This window comes from Streptomyces sp. NBC_00249, assembly GCF_026342355.1.
Taxonomy (GTDB): Bacteria; Actinomycetota; Actinomycetes; order Streptomycetales; family Streptomycetaceae; genus Streptomyces.
Genome location: NZ_JAPEMV010000007.1, coordinates 124,804 through 150,061, shown reverse-complemented (window position 1 = coordinate 150,061; position 25,258 = coordinate 124,804). Strand labels below are relative to the sequence as shown.

25 protein-coding genes and 1 tRNA gene are annotated in these 25,258 nt (G+C 73.9%); 14 read left to right on the top strand and 12 right to left on the bottom strand.

All coding sequences use genetic code 11. The annotated features are described in order from the left end of the window. The first annotated feature begins 50 nt into the window (after nt 1–50). On the top strand, nt 51–1,034 hold the full coding sequence (locus OOK31_RS28000; RefSeq protein ID WP_267090146.1) for an aldo/keto reductase: 984 nt from the start codon (nt 51–53) through the stop codon (nt 1,032–1,034). 194 nt (nt 1,035–1,228) lie between these two features. Beyond that, a complete protein-coding gene (locus OOK31_RS27995) occupies nt 1,229–3,826 on the top strand; it encodes a helix-hairpin-helix domain-containing protein (RefSeq protein WP_267090445.1) in 2,598 nt (865 codons plus the stop codon). Between the two features lie 63 nt (nt 3,827–3,889). On the opposite strand, the gene OOK31_RS27990 is transcribed toward OOK31_RS27995, so the two are convergent. After that, nucleotides 3,890–4,555: a hypothetical protein gene (locus tag OOK31_RS27990; RefSeq protein ID WP_267090145.1), complete on the bottom strand. Its 666-nt coding sequence runs from the start codon at nt 4,553–4,555 to the stop codon at nt 3,890–3,892. 47 nt (nt 4,556–4,602) lie between these two features. On the opposite strand from OOK31_RS27990, the gene OOK31_RS27985 reads away from it, so the two are divergent. Beyond that, nucleotides 4,603–4,791 (top strand): DUF5703 family protein, encoded by a 189-nt coding sequence (locus tag OOK31_RS27985; protein WP_266578090.1) that lies wholly within the window; start codon nt 4,603–4,605, stop codon nt 4,789–4,791. Between the two features lie 39 nt (nt 4,792–4,830). Here the strand turns inward: OOK31_RS27985 and OOK31_RS39440 are convergent, their stop codons facing one another. From OOK31_RS39440 to OOK31_RS27970, 3 genes are all read right to left on the bottom strand, one after another. After that, nucleotides 4,831–5,598 carry a chaplin gene (locus OOK31_RS39440; RefSeq protein ID WP_323188260.1) on the bottom strand — a complete coding sequence of 256 codons (768 nt, stop codon included), beginning with the start codon at nt 5,596–5,598 and terminating at the stop codon, nt 4,831–4,833. Between the two features lie 139 nt (nt 5,599–5,737). After that, a complete protein-coding gene (locus OOK31_RS27975; protein WP_267090144.1) occupies nt 5,738–5,971 on the bottom strand; it encodes a chaplin in 234 nt (77 codons plus the stop codon). Nucleotides 5,972–6,108: 137 nt separating this feature from the next. Continuing rightward, entirely contained in the window at nt 6,109–7,434 is a 1,326-nt protein-coding gene (locus OOK31_RS27970; RefSeq protein WP_267090143.1) for a M20/M25/M40 family metallo-hydrolase, read from the bottom strand. A 169-nt stretch (nt 7,435–7,603) separates the two neighbouring features. Between OOK31_RS27970 and OOK31_RS27965 the strand changes: the two genes are divergently transcribed. Continuing rightward, nucleotides 7,604–7,691: transfer RNA gene (locus OOK31_RS27965), tRNA-Leu, on the top strand. 90 nt (nt 7,692–7,781) lie between these two features. Next, nucleotides 7,782–8,141, top strand: a complete 360-nt coding sequence (locus OOK31_RS27960; RefSeq protein ID WP_323188259.1) for a zinc ribbon domain-containing protein YjdM — start codon at nt 7,782–7,784, stop codon at nt 8,139–8,141. Nucleotides 8,142–8,238: 97 nt separating this feature from the next. Here the strand turns inward: OOK31_RS27960 and OOK31_RS27955 are convergent, their stop codons facing one another. From OOK31_RS27955 to OOK31_RS27945, 3 genes are all read right to left on the bottom strand, one after another. Continuing rightward, on the bottom strand, nt 8,239–9,678 hold the full coding sequence (locus OOK31_RS27955; protein WP_267090142.1) for an amino acid permease: 1,440 nt from the start codon (nt 9,676–9,678) through the stop codon (nt 8,239–8,241). A gap of 218 nt (nt 9,679–9,896) precedes the next feature. Beyond that, the gene (locus OOK31_RS27950; RefSeq protein WP_267090141.1) at nt 9,897–11,441 is read right to left on the bottom strand and encodes an APC family permease; all 1,545 of its coding nucleotides are present in this window, start codon (nt 11,439–11,441) and stop codon (nt 9,897–9,899) included. A gap of 79 nt (nt 11,442–11,520) precedes the next feature. Beyond that, nucleotides 11,521–12,471, bottom strand: a complete 951-nt coding sequence (locus tag OOK31_RS27945; RefSeq protein WP_267090140.1) for a hypothetical protein — start codon at nt 12,469–12,471, stop codon at nt 11,521–11,523. A 294-nt stretch (nt 12,472–12,765) separates the two neighbouring features. Here OOK31_RS27945 and OOK31_RS27940 point away from each other — a divergent pair, with 294 nt between their 5' ends. Beyond that, a complete protein-coding gene (locus OOK31_RS27940; RefSeq protein ID WP_267090139.1) occupies nt 12,766–13,197 on the top strand; it encodes an ASCH domain-containing protein in 432 nt (143 codons plus the stop codon). A 54-nt stretch (nt 13,198–13,251) separates the two neighbouring features. On the opposite strand, the gene OOK31_RS27935 is transcribed toward OOK31_RS27940, so the two are convergent. Continuing rightward, nucleotides 13,252–14,907: an FAD-binding dehydrogenase gene (locus OOK31_RS27935; protein ID WP_267090138.1), complete on the bottom strand. Its 1,656-nt coding sequence runs from the start codon at nt 14,905–14,907 to the stop codon at nt 13,252–13,254. Nucleotides 14,908–14,983: 76 nt separating this feature from the next. Here OOK31_RS27935 and OOK31_RS27930 point away from each other — a divergent pair, with 76 nt between their 5' ends. From OOK31_RS27930 to OOK31_RS27900, 7 genes are all read left to right on the top strand, one after another. Next, complete coding sequence (locus OOK31_RS27930; RefSeq protein ID WP_267090137.1) at nt 14,984–15,505, top strand: NUDIX domain-containing protein; 522 nt, start codon at nt 14,984–14,986, stop codon at nt 15,503–15,505. Between the two features lie 98 nt (nt 15,506–15,603). Beyond that, the gene (locus OOK31_RS27925) at nt 15,604–16,002 is read left to right on the top strand and encodes a YidH family protein (protein WP_267090136.1); all 399 of its coding nucleotides are present in this window, start codon (nt 15,604–15,606) and stop codon (nt 16,000–16,002) included. After that, nucleotides 15,999–16,319, top strand: coding sequence for a DUF202 domain-containing protein (locus tag OOK31_RS27920; RefSeq protein WP_267090135.1), 321 nt, complete (start codon nt 15,999–16,001; stop codon nt 16,317–16,319). Before OOK31_RS27925 ends, OOK31_RS27920 begins: the two co-directional genes overlap by 4 nt. Nucleotides 16,320–16,405: 86 nt before the next feature. Then, on the top strand, nt 16,406–16,702 hold the full coding sequence (locus OOK31_RS27915) for a hypothetical protein (RefSeq protein ID WP_267090134.1): 297 nt from the start codon (nt 16,406–16,408) through the stop codon (nt 16,700–16,702). A 77-nt stretch (nt 16,703–16,779) separates the two neighbouring features. Then, a complete protein-coding gene (locus OOK31_RS27910; RefSeq protein WP_267090133.1) occupies nt 16,780–17,691 on the top strand; it encodes an MBL fold metallo-hydrolase in 912 nt (303 codons plus the stop codon). 123 nt (nt 17,692–17,814) lie between these two features. Next, nucleotides 17,815–18,855 carry a phosphotransferase family protein gene (locus OOK31_RS27905; protein WP_267090132.1) on the top strand — a complete coding sequence of 347 codons (1,041 nt, stop codon included), beginning with the start codon at nt 17,815–17,817 and terminating at the stop codon, nt 18,853–18,855. A 13-nt stretch (nt 18,856–18,868) separates the two neighbouring features. Then, nucleotides 18,869–20,101, top strand: a complete 1,233-nt coding sequence (locus tag OOK31_RS27900; protein ID WP_267090131.1) for an acyl-CoA dehydrogenase family protein — start codon at nt 18,869–18,871, stop codon at nt 20,099–20,101. 135 nt (nt 20,102–20,236) lie between these two features. Here OOK31_RS27900 and OOK31_RS27895 read toward each other — a convergent pair whose 3' ends face one another. Then, nucleotides 20,237–20,617 carry a MerR family transcriptional regulator gene (locus tag OOK31_RS27895; RefSeq protein ID WP_267090130.1) on the bottom strand — a complete coding sequence of 127 codons (381 nt, stop codon included), beginning with the start codon at nt 20,615–20,617 and terminating at the stop codon, nt 20,237–20,239. A 53-nt stretch (nt 20,618–20,670) separates the two neighbouring features. Here OOK31_RS27895 and OOK31_RS27890 point away from each other — a divergent pair, with 53 nt between their 5' ends. Next, a complete protein-coding gene (locus tag OOK31_RS27890; RefSeq protein WP_267090129.1) occupies nt 20,671–21,780 on the top strand; it encodes an alkene reductase in 1,110 nt (369 codons plus the stop codon). A gap of 61 nt (nt 21,781–21,841) precedes the next feature. Here the strand turns inward: OOK31_RS27890 and OOK31_RS27885 are convergent, their stop codons facing one another. Genes OOK31_RS27885 through OOK31_RS27875 form a run of 3 tightly spaced genes read right to left on the bottom strand, consistent with a single transcriptional unit; the run spans nt 21,842 to nt 25,188 of the window. Next, nucleotides 21,842–22,453: a TetR/AcrR family transcriptional regulator gene (locus OOK31_RS27885; protein WP_267090128.1), complete on the bottom strand. Its 612-nt coding sequence runs from the start codon at nt 22,451–22,453 to the stop codon at nt 21,842–21,844. Nucleotides 22,454–22,471: 18 nt separating this feature from the next. After that, nucleotides 22,472–24,418 carry a class I adenylate-forming enzyme family protein gene (locus OOK31_RS27880; RefSeq protein ID WP_267090127.1) on the bottom strand — a complete coding sequence of 649 codons (1,947 nt, stop codon included), beginning with the start codon at nt 24,416–24,418 and terminating at the stop codon, nt 22,472–22,474. Then, nucleotides 24,415–25,188: an SDR family oxidoreductase gene (locus OOK31_RS27875; RefSeq protein WP_267090126.1), complete on the bottom strand. Its 774-nt coding sequence runs from the start codon at nt 25,186–25,188 to the stop codon at nt 24,415–24,417. Before OOK31_RS27875 ends, OOK31_RS27880 begins: the two co-directional genes overlap by 4 nt. Nucleotides 25,189–25,258: the final 70 nt, after the last annotated feature.

The following is a 25,258-nucleotide window of genomic DNA, read 5'->3' as shown; positions in this document are numbered from 1 at the left end:
TGTAGCGCGCCAGGCGGCCGCGCGGCAGTGCCCCAGTAGTCTCAGCGCTCATGGAGCAGAGGCATCTCGGCCGCACCGGACTGCGCGTCTCCCGGATCGGCCTCGGCACCCTGACCTGGGGCCGTGACACCGGCGAGGAAGCCGCCGCCGAGCAGTTGAAGACGTTCTGGGAGGCGGGCGGCACGCTCGTCGACACCGCCGATGTGTACGGCGGCGGTGAGGCCGAGTACCTGCTGGGGCAGCTGGTGGGCTCCCTGGTCCCGCGCCGGGACCTGGTCATCGCGACCAAGGCCGGCAGCGTGCCGGACCCGGACCGGCGGTTCAACGGCTCGCGCGGGCACCTGCTGACCGCGCTCGACGACTCCCTGGACCGCCTCGGCACCGACTACGTGGACCTGTGGCAGGTGCACGCCTTCGACCCGGCGACCCCGTTGGAGGAGACCCTCCAGGCGCTGGACCTGGCCGTCAGCAGCGGGCGGGCCCGGTACGCGGGGGTGTCCAACTTCAGCGGCTGGCAGCTGGCGAAGGCCGCGACCTGGCAGCTGGCCGCCCCGGGGACGCGGACCCGGCTGGCCTCGACCCAGATGGAGTACTCGCTCCTCCAGCGGGGCGTGGAGCGGGAGGTGCTGCCCGCCGCCCTGGACCTGGGGGTGGGCCTGCTGCCCTCGTCCCCGCTGGGGCGCGGGGTGCTCACGGGCAAGTACCGGGACGGCACCCCCGCCGACTCCCGGGGCGCGTCGGAGTCCCTCGCCGCGTTCGTGGACCCGTACCTGGACGAGGCGGCCGGGCGGATCGTGGACGCGGTGGTGACGGCCGGTCAGGGGCTGGCGGTGACCCCGCTCCAGGTGGCGCTCGCGTGGATCCGGGACCGGCCGGGGGTGGTCGCCCCGATCGTCGGCGCGCGGACGTCCGCGCAGCTCGCGGCGGCGCTGTCGGTGGAGGCCCTTAGTCTTCCGGAGGAGATCTGCCAGGCGCTGGACGACGTTTCCGCGCCCGTGCACCGCTACCCCGATCAGGACTGGAGCACGTTGTGAGTACGGACCCCGAGGCCGCCCAGCCCGCTGCCGCGGAGGACCCGCACGAGGCCCCCGCCCCGTCCCCCACCCCGCAGGCACCCCCGGAGCCCCCCGCCGACACCGACCAGGAGGCCCCGGGCGGAGCCCAGGCGTCCCCCGGCGGGGCCACGGGCTCCGACTCCGGCGACCAGGGACCTTCGGGCGAAGCCGAGGTGCCCCCCGGCGGGGACGGGGCGGCCGGCTCCGACGGCCACGGTGCCCCGCGCGGCGGCGATCAGGCGGAGCCGGGCGGAGCCCCGGACTCCCCCACCGGGGACGGGGAGCCCGGGGCCGACGGCCGGGCGGCTCGGGGCGGAGCCCCTGCCGACCCCGACGGGGAGCCCGCCGGGGCGGAGGGGGCGCGGGGCGAAGCCCCGGCTTCCCACGGCCCCGCCGAGGGGGACGGCGAAGGGGGTCCGGGGGCGGAGCCCCCGGTTTCGGGAAGGGGCGGGGTGGGGGAAAGCCCCGCAGGGCCCGACGACGAGGCCGCACCGGACGCGCCGGCCGACCCCGAGCGGGTTGACCGGGAGCCCGCGCCGGACAGCGGTGCCGACGGCGCGGCCGGCACGAGCGAAGACACCGGGGCACAGGCGGCGGACGACACCGCCGCGAACGCCGACGCGGACGGCGAAGGCGCCGCCGACGACACCGCCGGGGACGGCGAAGGCGCGGCGGACAGCACCGCCGAGGAAGCCGGAGCGGCGGCGGACGGGGACGCCGGGGAGGCCGAAGGCGCGGCGGACGGGACCGCCGGGGACGGGGAGGCCGTGACGGACGGGACCGCCGGGGACGGGGAGGCCGTGACGGACGGGACCGCCGGGGGCGGGGAGGCGGTGGCGCCCGCGTTGAGCGAGGCGCAGGCCGAGCTGGCCGCGCAGAAGGTCGAACGGGAGCGCATCGCCCGCCGCAAGGCGGAACGCGAGGCCCCCGTGGACGCCGGCGCGAAGCTCAGCGGGAAGGCCGCCGACCTGCTGGCCGCCGTACGGGCCGTGGAGAGCGGCGCCAAGCCCTCCCCCGGGTACTTCGACGAGGCCCCGGCCGCACCCCGCAGGGCCGCGGCCCCCGCGCCCCCGCAGCCCCGGCCGGCGCCCGCCCCGGCAGCCGCCGTGACCGCCGGGGACGTGGACGCCGTACGGGCCGTCCTGGCTCGCGGCGGGGCCCCGGAGGCCCTGGCCGCCACGGCCGCCGAGGCCCTCGGGGACGGCGCGGCCGAGCGCCTCGCCGAGGACCCCTGGCTGCTGCTCGGGGTCCCCGGGGTCCGCCCGACGCAGGCGGACGGCTTCGCGCAGGCCCTGCTGGGCGCCGGGGCCGGCCCCGGAGACGCCCGGCGCGGCGGCGCCCTGGTGGGCTGGCTGCTGGCGCAGGCGGCGCTGAAGGGGCACACCGCCCTGGAGGCCCCCGTGCTGGAGAAGGCACTCGCGCAGTACGGGGTGCCGACCCCCGCCGAGGCCCTGGAGGCGGCCATCGGGGACGGCGCGGTGCTGGTGTTCCACGAGCCGCTCGGCGAGCCCGTCGCGGAGGGCGAGGAGCAGCCCGTACGGATCCTGGTGGGCCTGGAGGAGTACGCCCTCGCGGAGGAGAGCCTCGCCGACGGCCTGGCCCGGCTGTCGGCCACCTTCACCGCCCCGGCGGACTGGAGCGCGGCCGCCACCGGCCCCGGCGCCGAGCTGGTCCGGGCGGTCGCGGGCCACGGCCTGGTCGTCCACACCGGCGGGGAGGCCGCCCGGGCCGAGCCGACGGCCCTCCTGGCGGCCGCCCGCGGGCTCGGCCTGCGCGCCTGCCTGGCCGCGCACGTACCGGCGGCGGGCGCCGTCACCGTGGCGGGGCTCCTGTCCGGGACGGACGGCCCGGGGCGGGACGCCGACGGCCGCTTCGACCTGGACCTGCTGGTCGTGCTGGACGCCCCTCAGCTGGACGTGGAGACGGCCGCCGCCCTCGTGGAGTCGGTGCCGGACGGGGCCCGTCTGGTGCTGTCGGGGGACCCCGGCGTGCTCGGCTCGGCCGGGCCCGGGCGGGTGTTCGCCGATCTCCTGGCGGCCCGGGGCTGCCCCCAGGTGGTGTCCCGTAAGCCGGACCCCGGCCCGCTCGGCGAGCTGGTCTCGGGGATCGGGATCGGGGAGCTGAACCAGGTCGACGCCCCCGGCAAGGAGGTCGTCATCGTTCCGGTGCGGGACGCCGGGGAAGCCGTGCACCGCACCGTGCAGCTGGTGGCCGAGTCGGTGCCGCGGGCCTTCGGGATCCCGGCGGAGGCCGTGCAGGTGATCACCCCGGGCCACGGCGGCTCGGCGGGGACCCGCGCGCTGAACGCGGCCCTCAAGGAGCGGCTGAACCCCGGCCCCGGCCGCTTCGGCGGCTTCGACCCGGGTGACCGGGTGGCGTACGTGCCCTCCCCCGGGCGGGCGCTGCCGGCCCGGGTGGTGTCGGCGGACGCGCAGGGGCTGCACCTGGAGGACGCGGAGGGCGCCCGGATCCTCGTACCGAAGGACCGGGTGGAGTCGCGGGTGCGGCACGGCTGGGCGGTGACGGCGCACCAGGCCGTCGGTGCGCGCTGGCCGGCGGTGGTCGTCGTGCTCCCGGGGGACGCGGCGCAGGCCCTGTCCCGGGACTGGGTGTACACGGCGTTCGGGCGGGCCGGGCGGCACCTGTCCGTGGTGCACGGGGTCGACCAGGCGCTGGCGCAGGCGGTGGCGCAGGTGCTGCCGAAGCCGCGCACGACCCGTCTGACGGGTCTGCTGCGGGCCCTGACGGAAGCTCAGGAGCCACAGCCTTAGCAGCGGGCCGCGCCCCGTGCGCGTACGCCCCCGTCCGGTGTCCGGGCGGGGGCGTACGCGTCCTCAGGCAGGGGTCAGTCCCGGCCGGGCGGTCTCCTCCTCGCCGTCGGCCTCGTCCTCCAGGAAATCGGTCTCCTCGTCGAAGACGGAGCTGACGTCGAAGCGGTGCAGGACGTCCTGCGGGTCGGTCTGCCCGAAGGGCGAGCCGAGCCAGTCCCCGGGCTCCGCCACCTCCTCCAGGGCCGCGATCCAGAGGGTGGAGTCGCCCTCCTCCAGGCCGAACTCCTTGTAGCGGGAGGCGATCTCGTCGGGTTCGTACTCCCCGAAGAGCACGCCGAGCGCTCCGGCCGTGCCGCCGTCGTCCACGAGTTCCGCGTCCCGGTCGTGGGCGGCGACCCGTTCGGCCTGGGCGATCAGCCGGGCGGGTTCGACGACGGCGTAGTCGCGGCGGATGAGCACGCTGAAGGCGGCGGGCTCGGCGGGGCCGGTGTACGGGGCCCCGTCCTCCGGTGTGGGGATCTCGAAGGGGGTGACCTCGTCGTAGCGGTCGTAGAGGAGTTCGTCGTACTCCTCGGCCGCGGCGGCGAGTTCGTTGAAGGCGGCGTAGACGGCCGGGTCCTCGTCCCCGATCCTGCTCTCGACCGCGGCGAGGTGACGGTCGAGAGCGGCCTTGACCGCCTCGGCGGCGGCGCGTACCTCGGCAACAGTGGGCAGAGCGGCATCAGACATAGTGCAGACGCTATCCGTAGCGGGGCTCTGCCCGCACAATAGATGCGATGCCGGAATACGAATTTGTCGACGTGTACGTGCCTCGCGGGACCTCCCGCCAGGAGGCGACCCGCCTGTTGACCGACCATGCCGAGTACGGGCACTGGGAACTGGACCGTCTCGCCCTGTTCCGGGACGGCAGCCGCCGCGTGCGGTTGCGCCGCCGGATCATCCGCCAGGTCCGCGCGACCTGGTGACGCGGGCCCGCCGTGGCGGGCCCGCGTCGTGAGTGCCCGTCAGGCCGCGTTGCGGGCGCGGCGGTAGAGCACGGCTCCGGCCAGCAGCAGTCCGCCCGCGAGCGGGACACCGGCCGTCAGCGCGTCACCGGCGCCGGTGGCCGCGAGACCGACCTCCTGGCCGCCGTTCCCCTGGCCGGGGTGGGTGACGGGGGTGACGGTGCCCGCGCCGGGGCCGGTGGAGGTACCGGGCGTGCCCGTGCCCGGCGTACCGGGGGTCTGGCCGCCCGGGGTGTGTCCCCCGCCCGGGTTCTGCCCGCCCGGGGTGCCGGGCGTGTGCCCGCCGGGGGTGCCGGGGTTGTGACCGCCGGGGGTACCGGGCGTGTGGCCGCCCGGAGTACCCGGCGTGTGGCCGCCCGGGGTGCCGGGCGTGTGGCCGCCGGGAGTGCCCGGGTTCTGGCCGCCGGGGGTACCGGGCGTGTGGCCGCCCGGGGTGCCGGGGTTGTGGCCGCCCGGTTCCTCGTCGCAGGGTTCGTCGTCCCCGCCGCCCGGGTGTTCCGGGTGTCCGGTCTTGCCGGAGTCGTTGGCGCAGCGGTTGCCGAAGGCCGGGTTCAGGCCTCCCACCACCGTCACCGTGTTGCCGCAGAGGTTCACCGGCGCGTCCACCGGTGCCTGCACGTTGTTCCCGGACAGGAGGCCCGGGGAGTTCGCGGCGTGTCCGGACGCTCCGGAGTCGGCCTGCGCCTGACCACCGGCCAGCGCGAGAACACCCCCCGCCGCCGCCATCGTGATCAGCGTCTTCCTCGTGACCTGAACCGGTCGTCGCATCTGCACTCGTCCCCTGGTGTGTACGTGTTCTCGGCCAGGCTCCCCTGCCTGGTACGCCGAGAAAGTGAGAATCCGGGCCGGAAAGCCCGGTGGCCCCGGAGCGCTGGAATGCGCTCCGGGGCCAGAACTTTCAGATGCGTCAGGCGTTGACGCAGGTGTTGCCGAAGGTCGGGTTCAGCAGCGCGATCACGTTCACGGTGTTGCCGCAGACGTTGACCGGGACGTGGACCGGGACCTGGACGACGTTGCCGGACAGGACGCCGGGGGAGCCGATGGCCGCACCCTGGGCACCCGCGTCGGCGACGGCGAGGCCGGCACCCGCGAGAACCAGACCACCGGTGGCAGCCGCAGCGGCGGCAACCTTCTTGAACATTGTTCCTCCTAGTAGGCAAGTGCGGTCCCAGCCGCGGACCGCACCACCTGTAACGAGGAGGGATCACCAGGGCTACGAGCGTATGAGCGCATTCACTCTTCTCAGTGGAATCCGCACACCTTCCCGAATCCCCGGCGTTAGGCGTTGTCGATGAATCGGTCGAGCACGCGGACACCGAACTTGAGACCGTCCACCGGCACCCGCTCGTCCACCCCGTGGAACATCCCGGCGAAGTCCAGCTCCGGCGGCAGCTGGAGCGGCGCGAAGCCGAAGCAGCGGATCCCGAGGTCGTCGAAGGACTTCGCGTCCGTACCGCCCGAGAGCATGTACGGGACGGCCCGCGCGATGGGGTCCTCCGCCTTCAGGGCGCCCTGCATGGCGTCCACGAGGCGTCCGTCGAAGTCCGTCTCCAGGGCCTTGTCCCCGTGCACGTCCTCGCGCTTGACGCGCGGGCCGAGGATCCGGTCGAGGTCCGCGAAGAACTCGTCCTCGTAGCCGGGCAGGAAGCGGCCGTCGACGTGCGCCGTGGCCTGGCCGGGGATGACGTTGACCTTGTAGCCGGCGCCGAGCATCGTCGGGGCCGCCGAGTTGCGCAGGGTCGCGCCGACCATCTTGGCGATGCCGCCCAGCTTGGCGAGGGTGGCGTCCATGTCGTCGGGGTCGAGCGGGGTTCCGAGGGCGTCCGAGAGCTCGTCCAGGAAGGACCGTACGGTCTTGGTCACGCGCACCGGCCACTGGTGGCGGCCGAGGCGCCCCACGGCCTCGCAGAGCTCCGTGATCGCGTTGTCGTTGTTGGTCATGGAGCCGTGGCCCGCGGTGCCCTCCACCGTGAGCCGCATCCAGTGCATGCCCTTCTGGGCGGTCTCCACGAGGTAGAGCCGCAGGTTCTCGTTCACCGTGAAGGAGAAGCCGCCCACCTCGCCGATGGCCTCGGTGACGCCCTCGAAGAGACCGGGGTGCTTGTCGACGAGGTGGCGGGCCCCGTAGATGCCGCCGGCCTCCTCGTCCGCCAGGAAGGCCAGCACGATGTCGCGGGGAGGCTTGCGCCCACTGCGCATGCGGTCGCGTACGACGGCCAGCGTCATCGCGTCCATGTCCTTCATGTCGACCGCGCCGCGGCCCCAGACGCAGCCGTCGGCGATCTCGCCGGCGAAGGGGTCGTACGTCCAGTCGGCGGCGTTCGCCGGGACCACGTCGGTGTGCCCGTGGATCAGCAGCGCCGGCCGGGAGGGGTCCTCGCCCTCGATGCGGGCCACCGTGGAGGCGCGTCCCTTGTGCGACTCGAAGATCTGCGGTTCCAGCCCGACCTCGGCCAGCTTCTCGGCGACCCACTCGGCCGCCTTGCGCTCGCCCGGTCCCGAGTGGTCCCCGTAGTTGCTGGTGTCGATCCGGATGAGGTCCCGGCAGAGGTCGACGACCTCGTCCTCGCCGGAGACGGTCTTGCCCGCGCCCGATTCGCTCACGCTGCTTCCTCCCACTGGTCAGTACCGACTACCTCCCCCATCCTCCCGCCCCGGGCCCCTCTCCCCAAGGCCGTTCCCCGGCCAGAGGGGGTGTGATCGAGGACCCCGGAATGTTTGGTAATGTTTTCCACGTCGGAACGGCCCGCGAGGGACGCGAGACAGACACCTTGTCCGGGTGGCGGAATGGCAGACGCGCTAGCTTGAGGTGCTAGTGCCCTTTATCGGGCGTGGGGGTTCAAGTCCCCCCTCGGACACCACAGCGAGAACCCCACTTCACGTGGGGTTCTCTGCTTTTCCCGGCCTCTTCCCGGGGTCCGCCGGGCAACCGGTGCGGATATTCTGATGATGTGATCGAGAATCTTCCGCCTTGCCCGAAATGTTCCTGCGCCTACACCTACGAGATGAACGCGCTCGTCGTGTGCCCCGAGTGCGGCCACGAGTGGGTGCCCGCCGAGGACGGCGTCCAGGACGCGGAGCCGGCCGGTGAGCGCGTCGTACGCGACTCCGTCGGCAACGTGCTCCAGGACGGGGACACCGTCACCGTGGCCAAGGCCCTCAAGGTCAAGGGCAGCCCGTCGGGGATCAAGGCCGGCACCAAGGTGCGCAACATCCGGCTCGTGGACGGGGTCGACGGCCACGACATCGACTGCCGGATCGACGGCTTCGGCGCGATGCAGCTGAAGTCGAGCGTGGTGAAGAAGGCCTGAGCCGCCCCCTCCCGAGGCGCCCCCTCCCGAGGCGTGAGACACGAAGGACCCCGCCGGTCAGGCGGGGTCCTTCGTCGTTACGGAGCGCGGACGCCCGTCAGTCGCGCGGGGCGGCGAGCTCGGCCACCCGGCGCCGGACCAGGAACCAGCCGCCGACCAGGGCGGCGGCGATGGCCGGGAGGAACATGACGGTGGTGCGTCCGACGCCGCCGTCGCTCCACATCAGCACCAGGACGGTGACGAGGAACACCAGCGTCACGATCTGCGTGTACGGGGCCCAGGGCAGGCGGTAGGCCGGCCGCTCGACCAGGCCGCTCTTCGAGCGGTGCCAGAAGAAGAGCGAGCAGATCATGACCATCGCCCAGGTGCCGAGGATGCCGATGGAGGCGAGGTTGAGGACGATCTCGAAGGCCTCGCCCGGCATCCAGGCGTTCAGGCCGACGCCCGCGACGCCGAAGGCGGCGGTGAACAGGACGCCGCCGTAGGGGACCTTGCCCTTGTTCATGACGCCGGTGAACTTCGGGGCGGAGCCGGAGACGGCCATCGAGCGCAGGATCCGGCCGGTGGAGTAGAGGCCGGAGTTCAGCGACGAGAGGGCGGCGGTGAGGACGACCAGGTTCATGACGCCCGCGGCGCCGGGGACCCCGAGCTTGTCGAAGACGGTGACGAAGGGGCTCTGGTCGGAGGAGTACGCCGTGTAGGGCAGGAGGAGGGCGAGGAGGACGACCGAGCCCACGTAGAAGAGGCCCACGCGCCACATGATCGAGTTGATCGCCTTCGGCATGATCTTCTCGGGGTTCTCGGTCTCGCCGGCGGCGACGCCGCAGAGCTCGACGGAGGCGTACGCGAAGACCACGCCCTGGACGACCATGAGCATCGGGAGCACGCCGGTCGGGAAGATGCCGCCGTTGTCGGTGATGTTGGCGAGGCCCGGGGTGGTGCCGCCGATGTCGTGGCTGGTGGCGACGAGGTAGATGCCGACGATCAGGAAGACCACCAGGGCGGCGACCTTGACCAGGGAGAACCAGAACTCCATCTCGCCGAAGTACTTCACCGAGATCAGGTTCGCGGTGAGGACGACGGCCAGGGCGATGAAGGCGAGGACCCACTGGGGGACGTCGGTGAACATCGACCAGAAGTGGGCGTAGGTCGCGGCGGCGGTGATGTCGGCCACGGTGGTCGTGGACCAGTTGAGGAAGTAGAGCCAGCCGGCCGTGTAGGCGCCCTTCTCCCCCATGAACTCGCGCGCGTAGGAGACGAAGGCTCCGGAGGAGGGGCGGTAGAGGACGAGCTCGCCGAGGGCGCGGACCACGAAGAAGGCGAAGACGCCGCAGACCGCGTAGGCGATGGCGAGGGAGGGGCCGGCGCCGGCGAGACGGCCTCCGGCGCCGAGGAACAGGCCGGTGCCTATCGCCCCGCCGATGGCGATCATGTTGATGTGGCGGGACTTGAGGTCCTTGCTGTAGCCCTCGTCACCGGCGTCGACATGGCGGGACGACGCCTCGGCGGGGGCCGTGGTCAAGGTGCGGTCACTCATACGGGACTTCGCCTTCGTGGGTGGGACAGGCAGGTCCGGGCGGCGGAGCGGGGGAGCTGGGTGGTGTCCCCCGTGCCGCGTTCCGGTGATTTTGTCGCCCCAGGAGACCACGAGGCCCGGCCACCGCAAAAATCCGGCCTGTGTGCACGCAAGCCCCCGGCGACCATGGAAAGGGGCGCCGGGGGCTTCGGGCGGGCTGGAATCGGAGGTGGTGGGCCTCAGGTGCGCTCGGTGGCTTCCGCGGCCTGGTCGAGGCGGAAGGCTTCGTTGCCGAGGCCGATGCGGGCGTGCGTCCCGGGGCGGCGGGACTTCAGGAGCAGTCCGTGGGCCAGTCCGCCCAGGGCGGCGAGGGCGATGATGCCGGGCAGGGCCCAGCTCAGCGCGGAGCCCTCGTCGGCGGCGACGAGGACCGCGAAGTCCTTGACGGTGTACACGGCGATGCCGACGAGGGCGGCTCCGGCGAGGCCGGCCGCGACGAGGCGCCACACCTGGGCTCGGGCGGTGCCGCGGCGCACGAAGAAGGCGATGACGGCGAAGGAGGCGGCGGCCATCAGGACGGTCACGCCGAGGGCGCCGACGCTTCCCATCCAGGTGAACAGGTGCAGGACGGGCGCGGTGGGGTCGCCGGTCGGCAGGTCGTCGGTGAGCGCGAACGCGAGGACGACGAGGGCGGCGACGACGGTCTGGAGCAGGGAGCCGGTGGCGGGGGCGCCGGTGCCGGGGCTGGTGCGGCCGAAGCGGGCCGGGAGGAGGCCCTCGCGGCCCATGGCGAAGGCGTAGCGGGCGACGACGTTGTGGAAGCTGAGCATGGCCGCGAACATGCCGGTGACGAAGAGCACGTGGAGCACGTCGGTGAAGGTGGCGCCCAGGCGGCTCGCCGTGAGTTCGAAGAGCAGGGCGGGGCCCGCGTCGGCGGAGGCCTTGACGATCCCGGTGGGGCCGGTGGCGACGGACAGGGCCCAGGCGCTGAGGGCGAAGAAGAGGGCGACGAAGCCGACGGCGAGGAACATCACGCGGGAGACGACGATGTGCGGCCTGCTGGTCTCCTCGGCGTAGACCGGGGACTGCTCGAAGCCGACGAAGGCGGCGATGCAGAAGCACAGGGCGGTGCCGAGTCCGGCGCCGGAGAGGCCGGCGGGGTCGAAGGCGCCGAGCGAGAGGCCTTCCGGGCCGGGCTTGCCGAGGGCGGCGAGGTCGAAGACGACGACGAGGGCGCACTCGACGAGGAGCAGGACGCCGAGCACCTTGGCGTTGAGGTCGATCTTCAGCCAGCCGAGGGCGCCGGTGGCGGCGACGGCGGCCAGGGCGGGGATCCACCAGGCGAGCTCGGTGTCCAGGTAGGTGGCGAAGAGGCCGGAGACCTCGAAGCCGAGGATGCCGTAGACGCCGACCTGCATGGCGCTGTAGGCGACGAGCGCGACGAGGGAGGCGGCGGCTCCGGCGGTGGGGCCGAGACCGCGGGCGATGTACGCGTAGAAGGCGCCGGCGTTGTGGACGTGGCGGCTCATCTCGGCGTAGCCGACGCCGAAGAGGGCCAGTACGACGCCGAGGATGACGAAGAGGAGGGGCTGGCCGACGATGCCCATGACCCCGAAGATCGTGGGCATGACACCGGCGACGACCATCAGGGGTGCGCTGGCGGCGAGTACGGAGAGCAGCAGTCCGGCGGTGCCGAGGCGGTCCGCGCGCAGGGCCCGGTCCTGGCCCTTGTAGGTGCGTATCTCGGCCTCGGCCGCGATCGTGGTGGATCTGCCCGTCGGCATGGCGGGGTCCTTTCGGGAGCGTGGTCTCGGAGGTGGCTCGGGGCTGGTGCTGTGCTGGACGGTGCTGGACGGTGCTGTGCTAGACGGTGCCGAGCGCGGCGCTGCGCGCGGCGAGGAAGGCCTGGTGGGGGTCGCGGTCCGGGTAGGACCAGGGGGCCCGGGTGGCGTGGCTGCCGATGCGGTGGAAGAGGGCGGCGGCCTCGGCGGGGCGGCCTTCGCAGAGCTTGGCGTGGGCGAGGAAGTTGAGGTCGACCCGGTTGCGGGGGTGGTCCTCGCGTTCCCACTCCAGCCACCAGTCGAAGGCGGTGCGCAGCACCTGGCGGGCGCGTCGGCCGGTCCAGTGCTCGGCGGCGGCCTCGGGGGCGGTGCGGCCCTGGGCGGTGGCGAGGACGCGGTAGCGCTCGGCGTGGGCGATGACGGGCAGGACGGCGAGGGGGGAGTCGGCCGGGGCTTCCTCGGCGGCCCAGGCGGCGAAGTCGTAGACCTCGTGGAGGGGGTCGCGGCCGCTGGCGGGGGTGCGTTCGGCGAGCTGGGCGACCATCAGGTGGTGGGCGTGGTGGTGCTCGCGGTGGCGGGCCCGTACCTGGTCGAAGTGGCGGCCGAACTCCTCCTCGGGGCCGAAGGCGCGGGAGAGCATGAGCAGGCCCAGCCAGGGGGTGGGGTCGGCGGGGTGCAGTGCGGCGGCCCGGCGGCAGGCCTCCTCGGCGGCTTCGGGGGTGCCCTTGCGGCGCAGGGCGCTGAAGACGGCGGCGCAGGCGAGGAGGGTGGCGGCGTCGGCGCTGGCGGGTTCGGCGAGGAGCCATTCGCGGGCCCAGGCGGTGGCGGCCGGGGTCTCGGCGAGGACGACGAGGCGGTGGCCGCGGCGGTCCCAGTCGTCGCCGGTGCCGGCCAGGAGGGAGCGGACCCTGGACCACCGGCCCTGGGTGAACTGGCCGCGCACCTCGACCAGTTCGGCGTCGCCCAGGGCCGGGTCGAAGAGCTGGGCGTCCCGCTTGCGGGCGCGGCCGAGGGGCGGCGGAGGCGGGGACATCCGCGGGTTCCCTCCAGGGCGCGGCGCGGGTGGACGGCGTACGCGGGGGCGCACGGGGAGAGCCGGGCGAGCGGTGCTGATGCCGGTGGTGCGGGTGGTGCCGGTGGCGCTCGCGGTGCGCCCGGATCACGCCGGTGAGCGATCCGGATGATCACGCACAGCAAAGCGGTACGTACGACTCCGCGTCAAGGACCGTCAGCCGGGGTGGCGGGTTTCAACTGGTACGGAGAGTGGCCGAGTTGGTGCGGTCGCGGACGCCCGGGGGACGCGGGCGGGGCTCTGTAGGGTGACGGCATGACGACCTTTGACGATCTTCCCCCGTTCGAGCTGGGCTTCCCCGGGGAACAGCGCGACCGGCTGGTGGCGGCGGTGCTGAGCGGGGCGAAGACCTCGACCACGGGGCTGCTGCGGTGGTACGAGGCCATGGCCGAGCCGCTGCCCGAGCCGGGCACCCGGATGGCACTGGTGGATTCGCGGGAGCATCCGCTGGCTGTCCTGGAAATGACGGAGGTGCGCGTGCTGCGGCTGGCCGAGGTGGAACTGCGGCACGCCCTGGACGAGGGCGAGGGTTTCGCCTCGGTGGCCGAATGGCGCTCCGCGCACGAGGGGTTCTGGCACAGCGGGCCGCTGCGCGCCGAGCTGGGGGACCCCGGGTTCACGGCGGACGACGACACCCTGGTCGTGATGGAGCGGTTCGCGCTGGTGGAGGGCCCCGGGCTCGCCTGAGGCCCCCTCCCGCTCCCCCGCCGCGCCGTGACGCCGTGACGCCGCGGCGCAGCGTCAGGCGGTGGCCGCGGCCGCCGCCCGGCCGGCCGTACGGCCCGAGAAGAGGCAGCCGCCGAGGAAGGTGCCCTCCAGGGCGCGGTAGCCGTGGACGCCTCCACCGCCGAAGCCGGCCGCCTCGCCGGCCGCGTAGAGCCCGGGGAGGGGTTCGCCGGCGGGGGTCAGGACGCGGGAGGAGAGGTCGGTCTCCAGGCCGCCGAGGGACTTGCGGGTCAGGACGGAGAGCCGGACCGCGATCAGCGGGCCCGCCCCGGGGTCCAGGATCCGGTGCGGGGCGGCGGTGCGGATCAGTTTGTCGCCGAGGTACTTGCGGGCTCCGTGGATCGCCATGACCTGGAGGTCCTTGGTGAAGGGGTTGGCGATCTCGCGGTCGCGGGCCACGATCTCGTGGCGGACGGTGGCCTCGTCGAGCAGGTCCTCCTTGGTGACCGCGTTCATCCCGCGGACGAGGGAGGCCAGGTCGCGTTCGACGACGAAGTCCGCACCGTTGTCCATGAAGGCCTTGACCGGGCCGGGTACGGCCTGGCGGGCGCGGTCGATCACGTCACGGATCGACCTGCCGGTGAGGTCCGGGTTCTGCTCGGAGCCGGAGAGGCCGAACTCCTTGCCGATGATGCGCTGGTTGAGGACGAACCAGGTGTGGTCGTGGCCGGTCCTCATGATGTGGTCGAGGGTGCCGAGGGTGTCGAAGCCCGGGAAGAGCGGTACGGGCAGCCGCTTGCCGGTGGCGTCCAGCCACAGCGAGGAGGGGCCGGGCAGGATGCGGATGCCGTGCCGGGCCCAGATCGGGTTCCAGTTCTCGATGCCCTCGGTGTAGTGCCACATCCGGTCCTTGTTGATGTGGCTCGCGCCGGCGCCCTCCGCGATGCCGAGCATCAGGCCGTCCACGTGCGCCGGGACCCCGGAGAGCATCCGGGACGGCGGGGTGCCGAGCCGGGCGGGCCACTGGGCGCGGACGAGGTCGTGGTTGCCGCCGATGCCGCCGGAGGTGACGATCACCGCCTGGGCGCGCAGGGTGAAGGTGCCGGTGGCCTCGCGGCTGCTCGCGGAGCCGCGTACGGCGTCGGAGGGGGCCAGGATCTCGCCGGTGACGGTGTCGAGCGTGCCGCCGGTGGTGGCGAGGCCGGTGACCCGGTGGCGGAAGGCGAGCCGGACCAGGCCGCGGGCGGCGCCGGCCCGGACCCGGCGCTCGAAGGGTTCGACGAGGCCGGGGCCGGTGCCCCAGGTGATGTGGAAGCGGGGGACGGAGTTGCCGTGCCCGTTGGCGTCGTAGCCGCCGCGCTCGGCCCAGCCGACGACGGGGAAGAAGCGGACGCCCTGGGCGTGCAGCCAGGGCCGCTTCTCGCCGGCCGCGAAGTCCACGTAGGCCTCGGCCCAGCGGCGCGGCCAGGCGTCCTCCTCGCGGTCGAAGCCGGCGGTGCCGTGCCAGTCCTGGCGGGCGAGGGCGTGACTGTCCTTGATGCGCATGCGGCGCTGTTCGGGCGAGTTCACGAAGAACAGCCCGCCGAAGGACCAGTGGGCCTGGCCGCCGATCGACTGCTCGGGCTCCTGGTCGAGGAGGATCACCTTGCGTCCCGCGTCGACGAGCTCGGCGGTGGCCGCGAGCCCCGCGAGGCCCGCTCCGATCACGATCACGTCAGCGTCGTAGGTCATGGGTTGCCCGTCCTCCGGTCGGTGGTGGGGCAGATCCTTTGCTACGGAGCGGTAACCAGTCAACAGGGGTGGTTGGATGAGTGGTGTGAGTGCCGCTGACGAAGTGCTGGACGTGGTGGACCGCGACGACCGGGTCGTCGGGCGGGCCCCGCGCGGTGAGGTGTACCGGCGGGGGCTGCTCCACCGGTGTGTGTTCGTGCTGGCCAGGGACGAGCGGGGGCGGGTCTTCGTGCACCGCCGGACCGCCTCCAAGCTGGTGTTCCCCTCGCACTACGACATGTTCGTGGGCGGGGTGCTGGGCACCGGGGAGGACTACGACGGCGCGGCGCTGCGGGAGGCCGAGGAGGAGCTCGGGGTCAGCGGGCTGGAGCGGCCCCTCCCGCTGTTCAAGTTCCTCTACGAGGGGCCCGGCGGGGCCTGGTGGTCGTACGTGTACGAGGTGCGGTGCGGACTGCCGGTGTCCCCGCAGGTCTCGGAGGTGGCCTGGCACGCGTGGCTGGAGCCGGCCGAGCTGGAGCGGCGGGTCGCGGACGGGAAGTGGGCGTGGGTGCCGGACGGGCTGGAGGCGTACCGGAGGCTGGCGGCTTTCCGGGGGTGAGCGGCTCCGGGTGACCTCGGCCGGGGGTGGCCGCGGCCGGGGTGGGCGTGGCCGGGGCGGTCCCGGATCCGGGGGGCGTGTCCCCGTAGATTGGTCCGATGATCGGTTTCGTCAAGGACGTGCGCCTCTGGTTCGCACCGCAGCGGCTGAGGGACGAGGGCGAGACCCCGGACTACCGCTTCTCGCTGGCCAACGAGCGGACCTTCCTGGCCTGGATCCGGACCGCGCTGGCGCTGGTGGGCGGCGGGTTCGCGGTCGACCAGTTCCTGCCGGACCTGCGCTGGGGGGTGCGGGTGTCCATGGCCTTCGCCCTGCTGGCGGTGGGTGCGGCCTGCGCGCTGCGGGCGGTGAACCACTGGGTGCGGTGCGAGCGGGCCATGCGCCGGGGTGAGGACCTGCCGCTGTCGCGGTTCCCGGTGGTGCTGAGTCTGGGCGTCGGGCTGGTCGCGGTCGCCATGGTGGTGGTCGTGCTGCTGGGCTGGACGACCGGGCAGTGAGCGGTCCCGGTGCGGGCGGCCGGGACGCCGGTCTGCAGCCGGAGCGGACCCGGCTGGCGTGGCGGCGTACGACCCTGGCCTGCTCGGTGGTGGCCGTACTGGCGCTGCGGCAGGCGCTGCGCGGGTCCGGTTCGGCGGTGGAGGTGGCCGGGGCGGCGGTGACCGCGCTGCTGTGGCTGGCCTTCCTCGGGGTGGCGCACGGCAGGATCCGGGCCCTGGCGGCGGCCCGGCCCCCGGGGCTCGCGCCCCGGGCGGCGTCGGCGCTGGTGGCGTGCACGGTGGCGCTGGCGGTGGTCGCGGTGGCGCTCGTGTTCTGAGGCGTGCGGGGTAGGTCCGGGGCCGCCGACGACACGAGGCGGGACAGAGGGGGTACGCGGGGATGTTTCGGACTAGCCTCTGCGCCATGACGACCCTGCACCAGGAGCACCCCACGCACGCGCACACGCACGGCCCCGACTGCGGGCACCGGGCGGTCGAGCACGGCGACCACGTCGACTACGCCCACGACGGCCACCTGCACCGGGAGCACTCCGGGCACTGGGACGAGTGCGAGAGCCCGGGCCACTCCGCGCACGACGGCCACACCCACGCGCACGGCGCGGACTGCGGGCACGAGTCGGTGCCGCACGGCGACCACCTCGACTACCTGCACGACGGTCACCGGCACGCGGAGCACGACGGCCACTACGACGACCACTGACCCTCCCGCTCTCCCCGGGTCCGGCGGCGGCTGGCAGGATGCGAGGCGTCTGTCAACGCGACCTGGGGAGAGCGTCCATGACCGCCGAAGAGCCTTACGTCGTCCAGCCCGCACCCGGGGTGTACGCCTACGTCCAGCCGGACGGCGGCTGGTGCCTGAACAACGCCGGCTTCGTCAGTGACGGCGGGCGGACGCTGCTGGTCGACACGGCCGCCACCGAGCGGCGGGCCCTGGCCCTGCGGGCGGCGGTCGAGGCGGCCGGGGCGCCGCTGCCCCGGACCGTGGTGAACACCCACCACCACGGCGACCACACCTACGGCAACGGGGTGTTCGCGCCCGGGGCCGTCATAGTCGGGCACGAGAACGCGCGGGCCGAGCAGCTCGCCGCCGGGCACCAGCTGGAACTGATCTGGCCCGCCACCGACTTCGGCGCGATAGAGATCACCGCGCCCGATCTGACGTACGGCGACCGGCTGACCCTGCACGTCGGCTCGAGCGAGGTGCAGGTGATCCACCCGGGCGTGGCGCACACCACCGGGGACTCCGTCGTGTGGCTGCCGCGGCAGCGGGTGGTGTTCACCGGGGACCTGGTGTTCGCCGAGGGGACCCCGTTCCTGGCGATGGGCTCGCTGGCCGGCTCACTGCGGGCGCTGGAGCTGCTGCGCTCGCTGGGCGCGGAGACCGTCGTACCGGGGCACGGGCCGCTGACCGACCCGTCGGCGTACGAGGCCACCGCACGGTACCTGCGCCACGTCGCCGAACTGGCCCGGGAGGGCCGGGAGAAGGGGCTGACCCCTCTGGAGACGGCGCGGCAGGCCGATCTCGGGGAGTTCGCGGCCTGGCGGGAGAGCGAGCGGCTGGTGGCGAACGTGCACCGGGCGTACGCGGAGCTGGCCGGGGAGCCGGAGGGGGCGCCGCTCGACATCATGGCCGTCCTGCGGGACATGACGGTGATGAACGGCGGGACGCCGATCCTGTGCCACGCGTGAGCTGAGGCGGGCCGGGGGAAGTTTTCCCCGGCCCGCCCCCTGGACGGCATACCGACTGGTCGGCATGATGGCTGCGGACCATCGTCACGTCGTCACCGAGAACTGCGCACGGAGGTGCCCACCATGACCCCAGCCCCGGAGGATCCGCGAGGCCTCGACCTGGAGCGGCTGCGCGGCCGGCTCGACACCGCGCGTCCCGGACTCGTGGCCGGGCCGCTGAGCGGCCGGCTGATCGAGGGGGGCCGGTCGAACCTCACGTACGCGGTCACCGACGGAGTCTCGCGCTGGGTGGTGCGCCGCCCGCCGCTGGGGCACGTCCTGGCCACCGCGCACGACATGCGGCGCGAGCACCGGGTGATCTCCGCCCTGCACGGCACGGCCGTGCCGGTGCCCGGGCCGGTCCTGCTGTGCGAGGACGAGGAGGTGCTGGGCGCGCCGTTCTACGTCATGGAGTACGTGGACGGGGTCCCGTACCGGACGGCGGACCAGCTCGCCGGGATCGGCCCCGAGCGGACCCGGCGGGCGGTGCTCGCCCTGGTGGACACCCTGGTCGACCTGCACGCGGTGGACCCCGCAGCGGTGGGCCTGGGCGACTTCGGCCGGCCCGAGGGCTTCCTCGACCGGCAGCTGCGCCGCTGGGGCAAGCAGCTCGCGGCTTCCCGGGGGCGGGAGCTCGCCGGGGTCGACGAGCTGCACGCCGCGCTCGGCCGGGCCCTGCCCGCCTCCCCCGCCCCGACGGTGGTGCACGGGGACTTCCGGCTGGACAACGTGCTGATCGGCGGGCCGGACGACACGATCCGGGCGGTGCTGGACTGGGAGATGTCCACCCTCGGCGATCCGCTGACCGACCTGGGGCTGCTGGTGATGTACAGCTCCGACCTGGGCCTCGCGGACTCCCCCGTCAGCACGACCAGCCGGGCGCCGGGGCATCCGCGGCCCGCGGAACTGATCGAGCGGTACGCCGTCCGCTCGGGGCGGGACACCGGCGCGATCGCCTGGTACACGGCCTTCGCCTGGTTCAAGCTCGCCGTGATCCTCGAGGGGATCCACTACCGCTACACGCTCGGGCAGACCGTCGGCGCGGGCTTCGACCGGATCGGCGAACTGGTGCCGGTCTTCATCGAGCACGGCCTGACCACACTCCAGGACCGCCAGGAAGGCTGAGGAGCCGATCAGCATGGATTTCGCATTCGATGCCCGGACCGAGGAACTCCGCGAGCGGCTGCTCGCGTTCATGGAGGAGTACGTCTACCCGGCGGAGGCCCTCGCCGCCGAGCAGCGCGCACGGCTCGCCTCGCCCTGGGACACCCCGGCCGTGTTCGGTGAACTGAAGGCCGAGGCGCGCCGCCAGGGGCTGTGGAACCTCTTCTTCGTGGACCAGCACAGCCTGCCGGACGCCGAGCACGGCGCCGGGCTGACCAACCTCCAGTACGCCCCGCTCGCCGAGATCACCGGCCGCAGCCCGCACCTGGCGCCGACGGCCACCAACTGCGCGGCCCCGGACACCGGGAACATGGAGCTGCTCGCGCAGTTCGGCGACGAGGCGCAGAAGAAGCAGTGGCTGCTGCCGCTGCTCGCCGGGGAGATCCGGTCGGCCTTCGCGATGACCGAGCCCGAGGTGGCCTCCTCGGACGCGACGAACATCGAGACCCGCATCGAGCGCGTCGGTGACGAGTACGTGGTCACGGGCCGCAAGTGGTTCATCTCCGGGGCCATGAACCCGGACTGCAAGGTCTTCATCGTGATGGGCAAGACCGACCCGGAGGGCGCCGACCCGCGCCGCCAGCAGTCGATGGTCCTGGTCCCGCGCGACACCCCGGGCGTCGAGGTGCGCCGGGCGATGACCGTGTACGGGTACGAGGACCACGACCACGGCGGGCACGCCGAGGTGGTCTTCGACGGGGCCCGGGTCCCGGCGGGGAACCTGATCGGCGAGGAGGGCGCGGGCTTCGCCATCGCCCAGGCCCGGCTCGGCCCGGGGCGGATCCACCACTGCATGCGGCTGATCGGGATGGCGGAGCGGGCGATCGAGCTGATGTGCCGGCGCGCGGTGGAGCGTACGGCCTTCGGCAAGCCGCTGGCCGCGCAGGGGGTCGTGCAGAACTGGATCGCGGACGCGCGGGTGACGGTGGAGCAGCTGCGGCTGCTGGTGCTGAAGACGGCCTGGCTGATGGACACGGTCGGGAACCGGGGGGCGCACACCGAGATCCAGGCCATCAAGATCGCGACGCCGCGCGCGGTGGTGCGCATCCTGGACGACGCGGTGCAGCTGCACGGGGCGGGCGGGGTCAGCCAGGACTTCCCGCTGGCCGAGCTGTGGGCGGCGGCGCGGACGCTGCGGCTGGCGGACGGGCCGGACGAGGTGCACCAGCGCTCGCTGGCGCAGCGGGAGCTGAAGAGGTACCGGTAGGCCGCGGGACGGAACGGGGCGGGGCCGGCGCCGGGCTTGGGGGCTTCGGTCCCGGGCGGCCAGGCGCACGTCGCGACCGGGTGGTTCCCGGTCGCCCGGTTCGTCTTCACCGCGCACATGGCGGTCCGCGGGTCCTCAGGCGGCGGGTCCGGTGTTCGCGCGGCCCGCCGCCGTCGCGATGACCTCGTCCAGCACCTCGCGCGAGCGCAGCAGGTCGCCGATCATCCGGTCGATCCGGTCCCGCTCCGTGGTCAGTTCGGCCACCAGCGCCGGTGTGGCCCGTACCGCCGGGCCGCCGTCCTCGTCGCGCATGCAGGGCAGGATCTTGGCGATCTTCGCGCTGTGCAGGCCGGCCGCGTAGAGCTCCTGGATCCGGATGACCCGGTCGACGGCCCGTTCGGGGAAGTCCCGGTGCCCGCCGGGCGTCCGGTCGGAGGCCAGCAGGCCCTGCTCCTCGTAGTAGCGCAGCGAACGCTCGCCGACACCGGTGCGCGCCGCCAGTTCACCGATCCTCATGCCCCACCCCAGGTCTTGAATCTGACATCAGTGTGAGGTTTTACGGTACCGGCATGACGAACTCACCGCAGGTTCCGGCCACTTCCCCCCTCCTCTCCCCCGCCCGCCTCGGCGGCCTGGAGCTCCCCAACCGCCTGGTGATGGCCCCGTTGTCGCGCAACCGCGCGGGGGCCGACGGGGTTCCGGGCGAGCTCATGGCCACCCACTACGCGCAGCGCGCCTCGGCCGGGCTGATCATCGCCGAGGGCACCACCCCGAACGCCGCCGGCCAGACCTACCCGCGCGTCCCCGGCATCCACACCCCCGCCCAGGTCGCCGGATGGCGCCGGGTCACGGACGCGGTACGGGCCGCCGGCGGGCGGATGTTCCTCCAGCTCCAGCACGCCGGGCGGGTGAGCCACCCCGACACCAGCGGCCTCGTCCCGGTCTCCCCGTCCACGGTGCGGTTCCCGGAGGCGCTCCGGACTCCCGGCGGACTCCGGGACGGGGTCACGCCCCGCGCGATGACGGAGGAGGACATCCGCTCCACCGTCGCCGACTACGCGGCGGCCGCCCGGAACGCCGTCGAGGCTGGGTTCGAGGGGGTGGAGGTGCACGCCGCCAACGGCTTCCTGCCCCACCAGTTCCTGTCGCGGAGCACCAACCTGCGGACGGACGCCTGGGGCGGGTCCGTGGAGAAGCGGATCCGGTTCACCGTGGAGGTGGTCCGCGCCGTCACCGAGGCGATCGGCCGCGAGCGGGTCGGCGTACGGATCTCCCCGGGGGTGGAGGTCAACAGCATCCACGAGGGCGACACCGCGGAGATCTACCCGCCCCTGCTGGCGGCCCTGGCCGGCCTGGAGCCGGTCTACCTGCACCAGATCCACTCGGACCCGGCGGGGCCCCTCTTCCGGGCGATCCGTGAGTCCTGGCCCGGCACGCTGATCGGCAACCCCGTGCTGTCCCGCGAGGAGGTCGCCGCCGACGGGGGCGAGCGGGCCGGCGAACGGCTGCTGGCCGAGGGCGCCGACCTCGTCGCGCTGGGCCGGGGCTTCCTCGCCAACCCCGACTTCGTCGAGCGGCTGCGCACGGGCGCCCCGCTCAACGAGATCCGCCCCGAGTTCCTGATGCACGTGCACGGGGCGGAGGGCTACAACGACTACCCCGCGCTGGCGGCCCGCTGACGCCGGCGTGGCCCGGGGCTCAGGGCTCAAGGCTCAGGGCCCCGCGCTCAGGGCTCCGCGCTCAGGGGCGCAGCGAGCGCAGCAGGAGGTCGGCGAGGTGGTCGGCGACCTGGTGCGGGGTGAGCGGGCCGTCGGTGCGGTACCAGGTGGACAGGTGGTGCACGGAGCCGAAGTAGTAGTCCACCACCAGGTCGGCGGGGGTGGCCGTGGCGAACACCCCGGTGCGCTGACCCTCCTCGACGAGGGCGCGGAAGCGCTCGTGGTAGCGCCGGCGCTCCGCCCGTACCTGCTTGTACTTCTCGGGGCTGAGCTGGTGCATCGACCGGAAGAAGATCATCGCGTCGTCGAGGTTCTCGATGGTGGTGACGACCACGTCGGCGGCCGCGGCCCGCAGCCGTTCCTCGACGGGTGCGTCGGATCCGGCCACCGCGTCGAGCCGCTGCTGCTGGAGGCGCAGCATCCGCGCGTACACCTCGTGGAGCAGGTCGTCCTTGGAGCCGAAGTAGTGGTACAGCGCGCCCTTGGTGACGCCGGCCGCCTCGACGATCTCCTGGACGGAGGTGCGGTCGTAGCCCCGTTCGGCGAACAGCCTGGTGGCGACGGCCAGCAGCCGCTGCGGAACCGGGGTCTCCCGGTTGCCGTCGTCGGGCTCCGTGGTGGTCCTGGCGGCCATGGCGCTCGCCTTCCTTTCCTATCCCTCGCCTGTCATGGGCTGTACGACCGTCCGACAGTTTTCAGCCGCGCGGTCGCGCAGTTCCCGTCGCAGGATCTTGCCACTCGTGGTCTGGGGAAGAACAGGCAGGATCTCGACCTCGCGCGGGTACTTGTAGGCGGCGAGGCGTCCGGCGCAGTACGCGGAGAGTTCGGCGGGTTCGGCGCGGGCGCCGGGACGCAGGCTGACGTAGGCCTTGACGCTCTCGCCCCGGTAGGGGTCCGGGACGCCGACGACGGCCGCCTCGCGGACGGCGGGGTGGGTGTAGAGGACGTCCTCCACCTCGCGCGGCCAGACCTTGAAGCCGGAGGCGATGATCATGTCCTTCTTCCGGTCGACCACGTAGAGCCAGCCTTCGGCGTCCATGAACCCGACGTCCCCGGTGCGCAGTTCGCCGTCGGGGAAGGCCTCGGCGCTCTCCTCGGGCCGCCGCCAGTAGCCGGGGACGACCTGGGGGCCGCGGACGGCTATCTCGCCGGTCTCGCCGAGGGGGAGCTCCGCGCCGTGCTCGTCGAGGATGCGTACGAGGGTCTGCGCGCCGGGGACACCGACGGAGAGGGTGCCGGAGGCGGGGTCGACGGGGGCTTCGAGGTGGAAGGGGACCGAGGCGCAGGGGGCGGTGCACTCGGTGAGGCCGTAGCCGTTGCGGAGGTAGAAGCCGAAGGAGGCGCGGAGGCGTTCGACGAGGGCGGGCGGGAGCGGGGCGCCGCCGGAGGAGAGGACCTGGAAGGAGGCGAAGTGCTCCGGGGTGGCGGCGGGGTGGGCGGCGAGGGCGGTGAATGCGGTGGCCGGCCCGATGGCGTAGGCGGGGCGGTGTTCGAGGAAGGCGTCGAGGACGGCGCCGGGGTGGAAGCGGTGGGCGAGGACGAGGGTGCCGGCGTTGACGAGGCAGGCGGTGAGCTCGCAGACCAGGCCGGTGATGTGGAAGAGCGGGGCGAGGGCGAAGTAGCCGGCGCCTTCGGGGAGGGGGTGGCCGGTGACCTGGCGGACGGCGTTGTAGGTGAGCGCGCCGTGCGGGTTCATGGCGCCCTTGGGAGGGCCGGAGGTGCCGGAGGTGTAGCTGATGAGGGCGGTGTCGGCGGCGGTGAGCCGCGGATCGCCCGGAGCGGGGTGGCCCTGGCGGGCCACGGCTACGAGGTCGACGGCCTCGGCCCCTCCTCCGCCGGGGGCGACCACGGGCCGGGGGGCGGGGGCCGGGCTCGCGGCGGCGCGGGACCCGGGGGCCGGGCTCGCGGCGGGCCGGGGGGCGGCGGGGGCGGGGGCCGGGGCGGCGGTTGGGGCCGGGGCGGCGGGCTCCGGGAAGACGCGGGGGTCGTCGCGGGTCTGGAGGTCCTGGTCGCGGGTGGTCAGGGTGACCCGGATGCCCGCGTCCCGGGCGCACCCGCCCAGGTACGCCGTCCAGGCCCGCTCCTCGCAGACCAGCGCGGCGGCGCCCGAGTCGCGCAGGATGTGCGCGGCCTCGGCGGCCTTGTACATGGGGTTGAGCGGTACGACCACCGCTCCGGTCTTCCAGGCGGCCAGCGCGGCGAGCACGAACTGCGGGGTGTTCTGGAGCATCACCGCGACCCGGTCCCCGCGGCGGACGCCCCGCGCGGCGAGGTACCCGGCGAGGGAGTCGGACAGGGCGTCGGCCTCGGAGTAGTCGATCCGGCCGTCGAAGTACGCGAGCGCGGTGCGGCGGGGGGCGCGGGCCACGGCGTCCTTGAAGGCGTGCAACACGCTGGGCGGTGGCGTGACCGGGGCGAGCTGGGCGGCGCTCAGCTGCCGCAACCACGGCCGGGCGGCGTAGGGGGAGCCGGGGACCGCGTGCGCGACCCCCGGCTCGGAGCCCGAGGGCGAAGCCGCCGGCACGGCCCGCTGGAGCGGCGGCTCGGCGGCCAGGACCGAGGCCGGGGCCGGGGACGCAGGGGTCGGCGCCTGGGTCATGAGGCCTCCCATTTGCGCTGGAGGTGGTTCATGGAGCCGAGCCAGCGGTCGGGGTCGGTCGCGCGGGCGGCGTAGTAGTCGGCCACCTCGGGGTGCGGGAGGATCAAGAACCGGCCCTTCTCCATGCCGTCGAACAGGGCGTCCGCGACCGCGTCCGGCTCGATCGCGGTCGGCGTCAGGACGAGTTCGCCCGCCGAGCCCGCGGCGGTCAGCATGTCGGTGCGCACCCCTTGCGGGCAGATGGCGTGGACCTGCACACCCCGGTGGCGGTAGGTCAGCGAGAGCCATTCCGCGAAGGCGAGGGCACCGTGCTTGGTGACACTGTACGGCGCGGCTCCGATCATGGTCAGCAGTCCGGCGGCGGAGACGGTGGACACGAAGCGGCCGCTGCCGCGCTCCAGCCATTGGGGCAGCAGGGTGCGGGCGGCGCGGACGTGGGCCATGACGTTGGTGTCCCAGGCGGCCTCCCAGACGGACTCGTCCGCGAAGGCGTCGCCGCCCGAGGCGAGTCCGGCGTTGGCGCAGTAGACGTCGACGGTGCCGCCGAGGGCTTCGCGGGCCTGCGCGGCGACGGTGGAGGCGTCGCCGGGCACCGCGACGGCGCGGGCGCCGATCTCCGCCGCCACGGCGGCGGCCTTCGCGGGATCGAGGTCGTTGACGACGACCGTGGCCCCCTCGGCGGCGAAGCGGTGGGCGAGGGCGGCGCCGATGCCGCCGCCCGCGCCGGTGACGACGACTCGCTGGTCCTGGTACGCGCTCACGGGGGTCACCTCTCGTCGCAGACTGCCGGATCCCGGGCAGACTAACCAGTCGGTATGTCGGGGCGGAAGGGGCACGCCC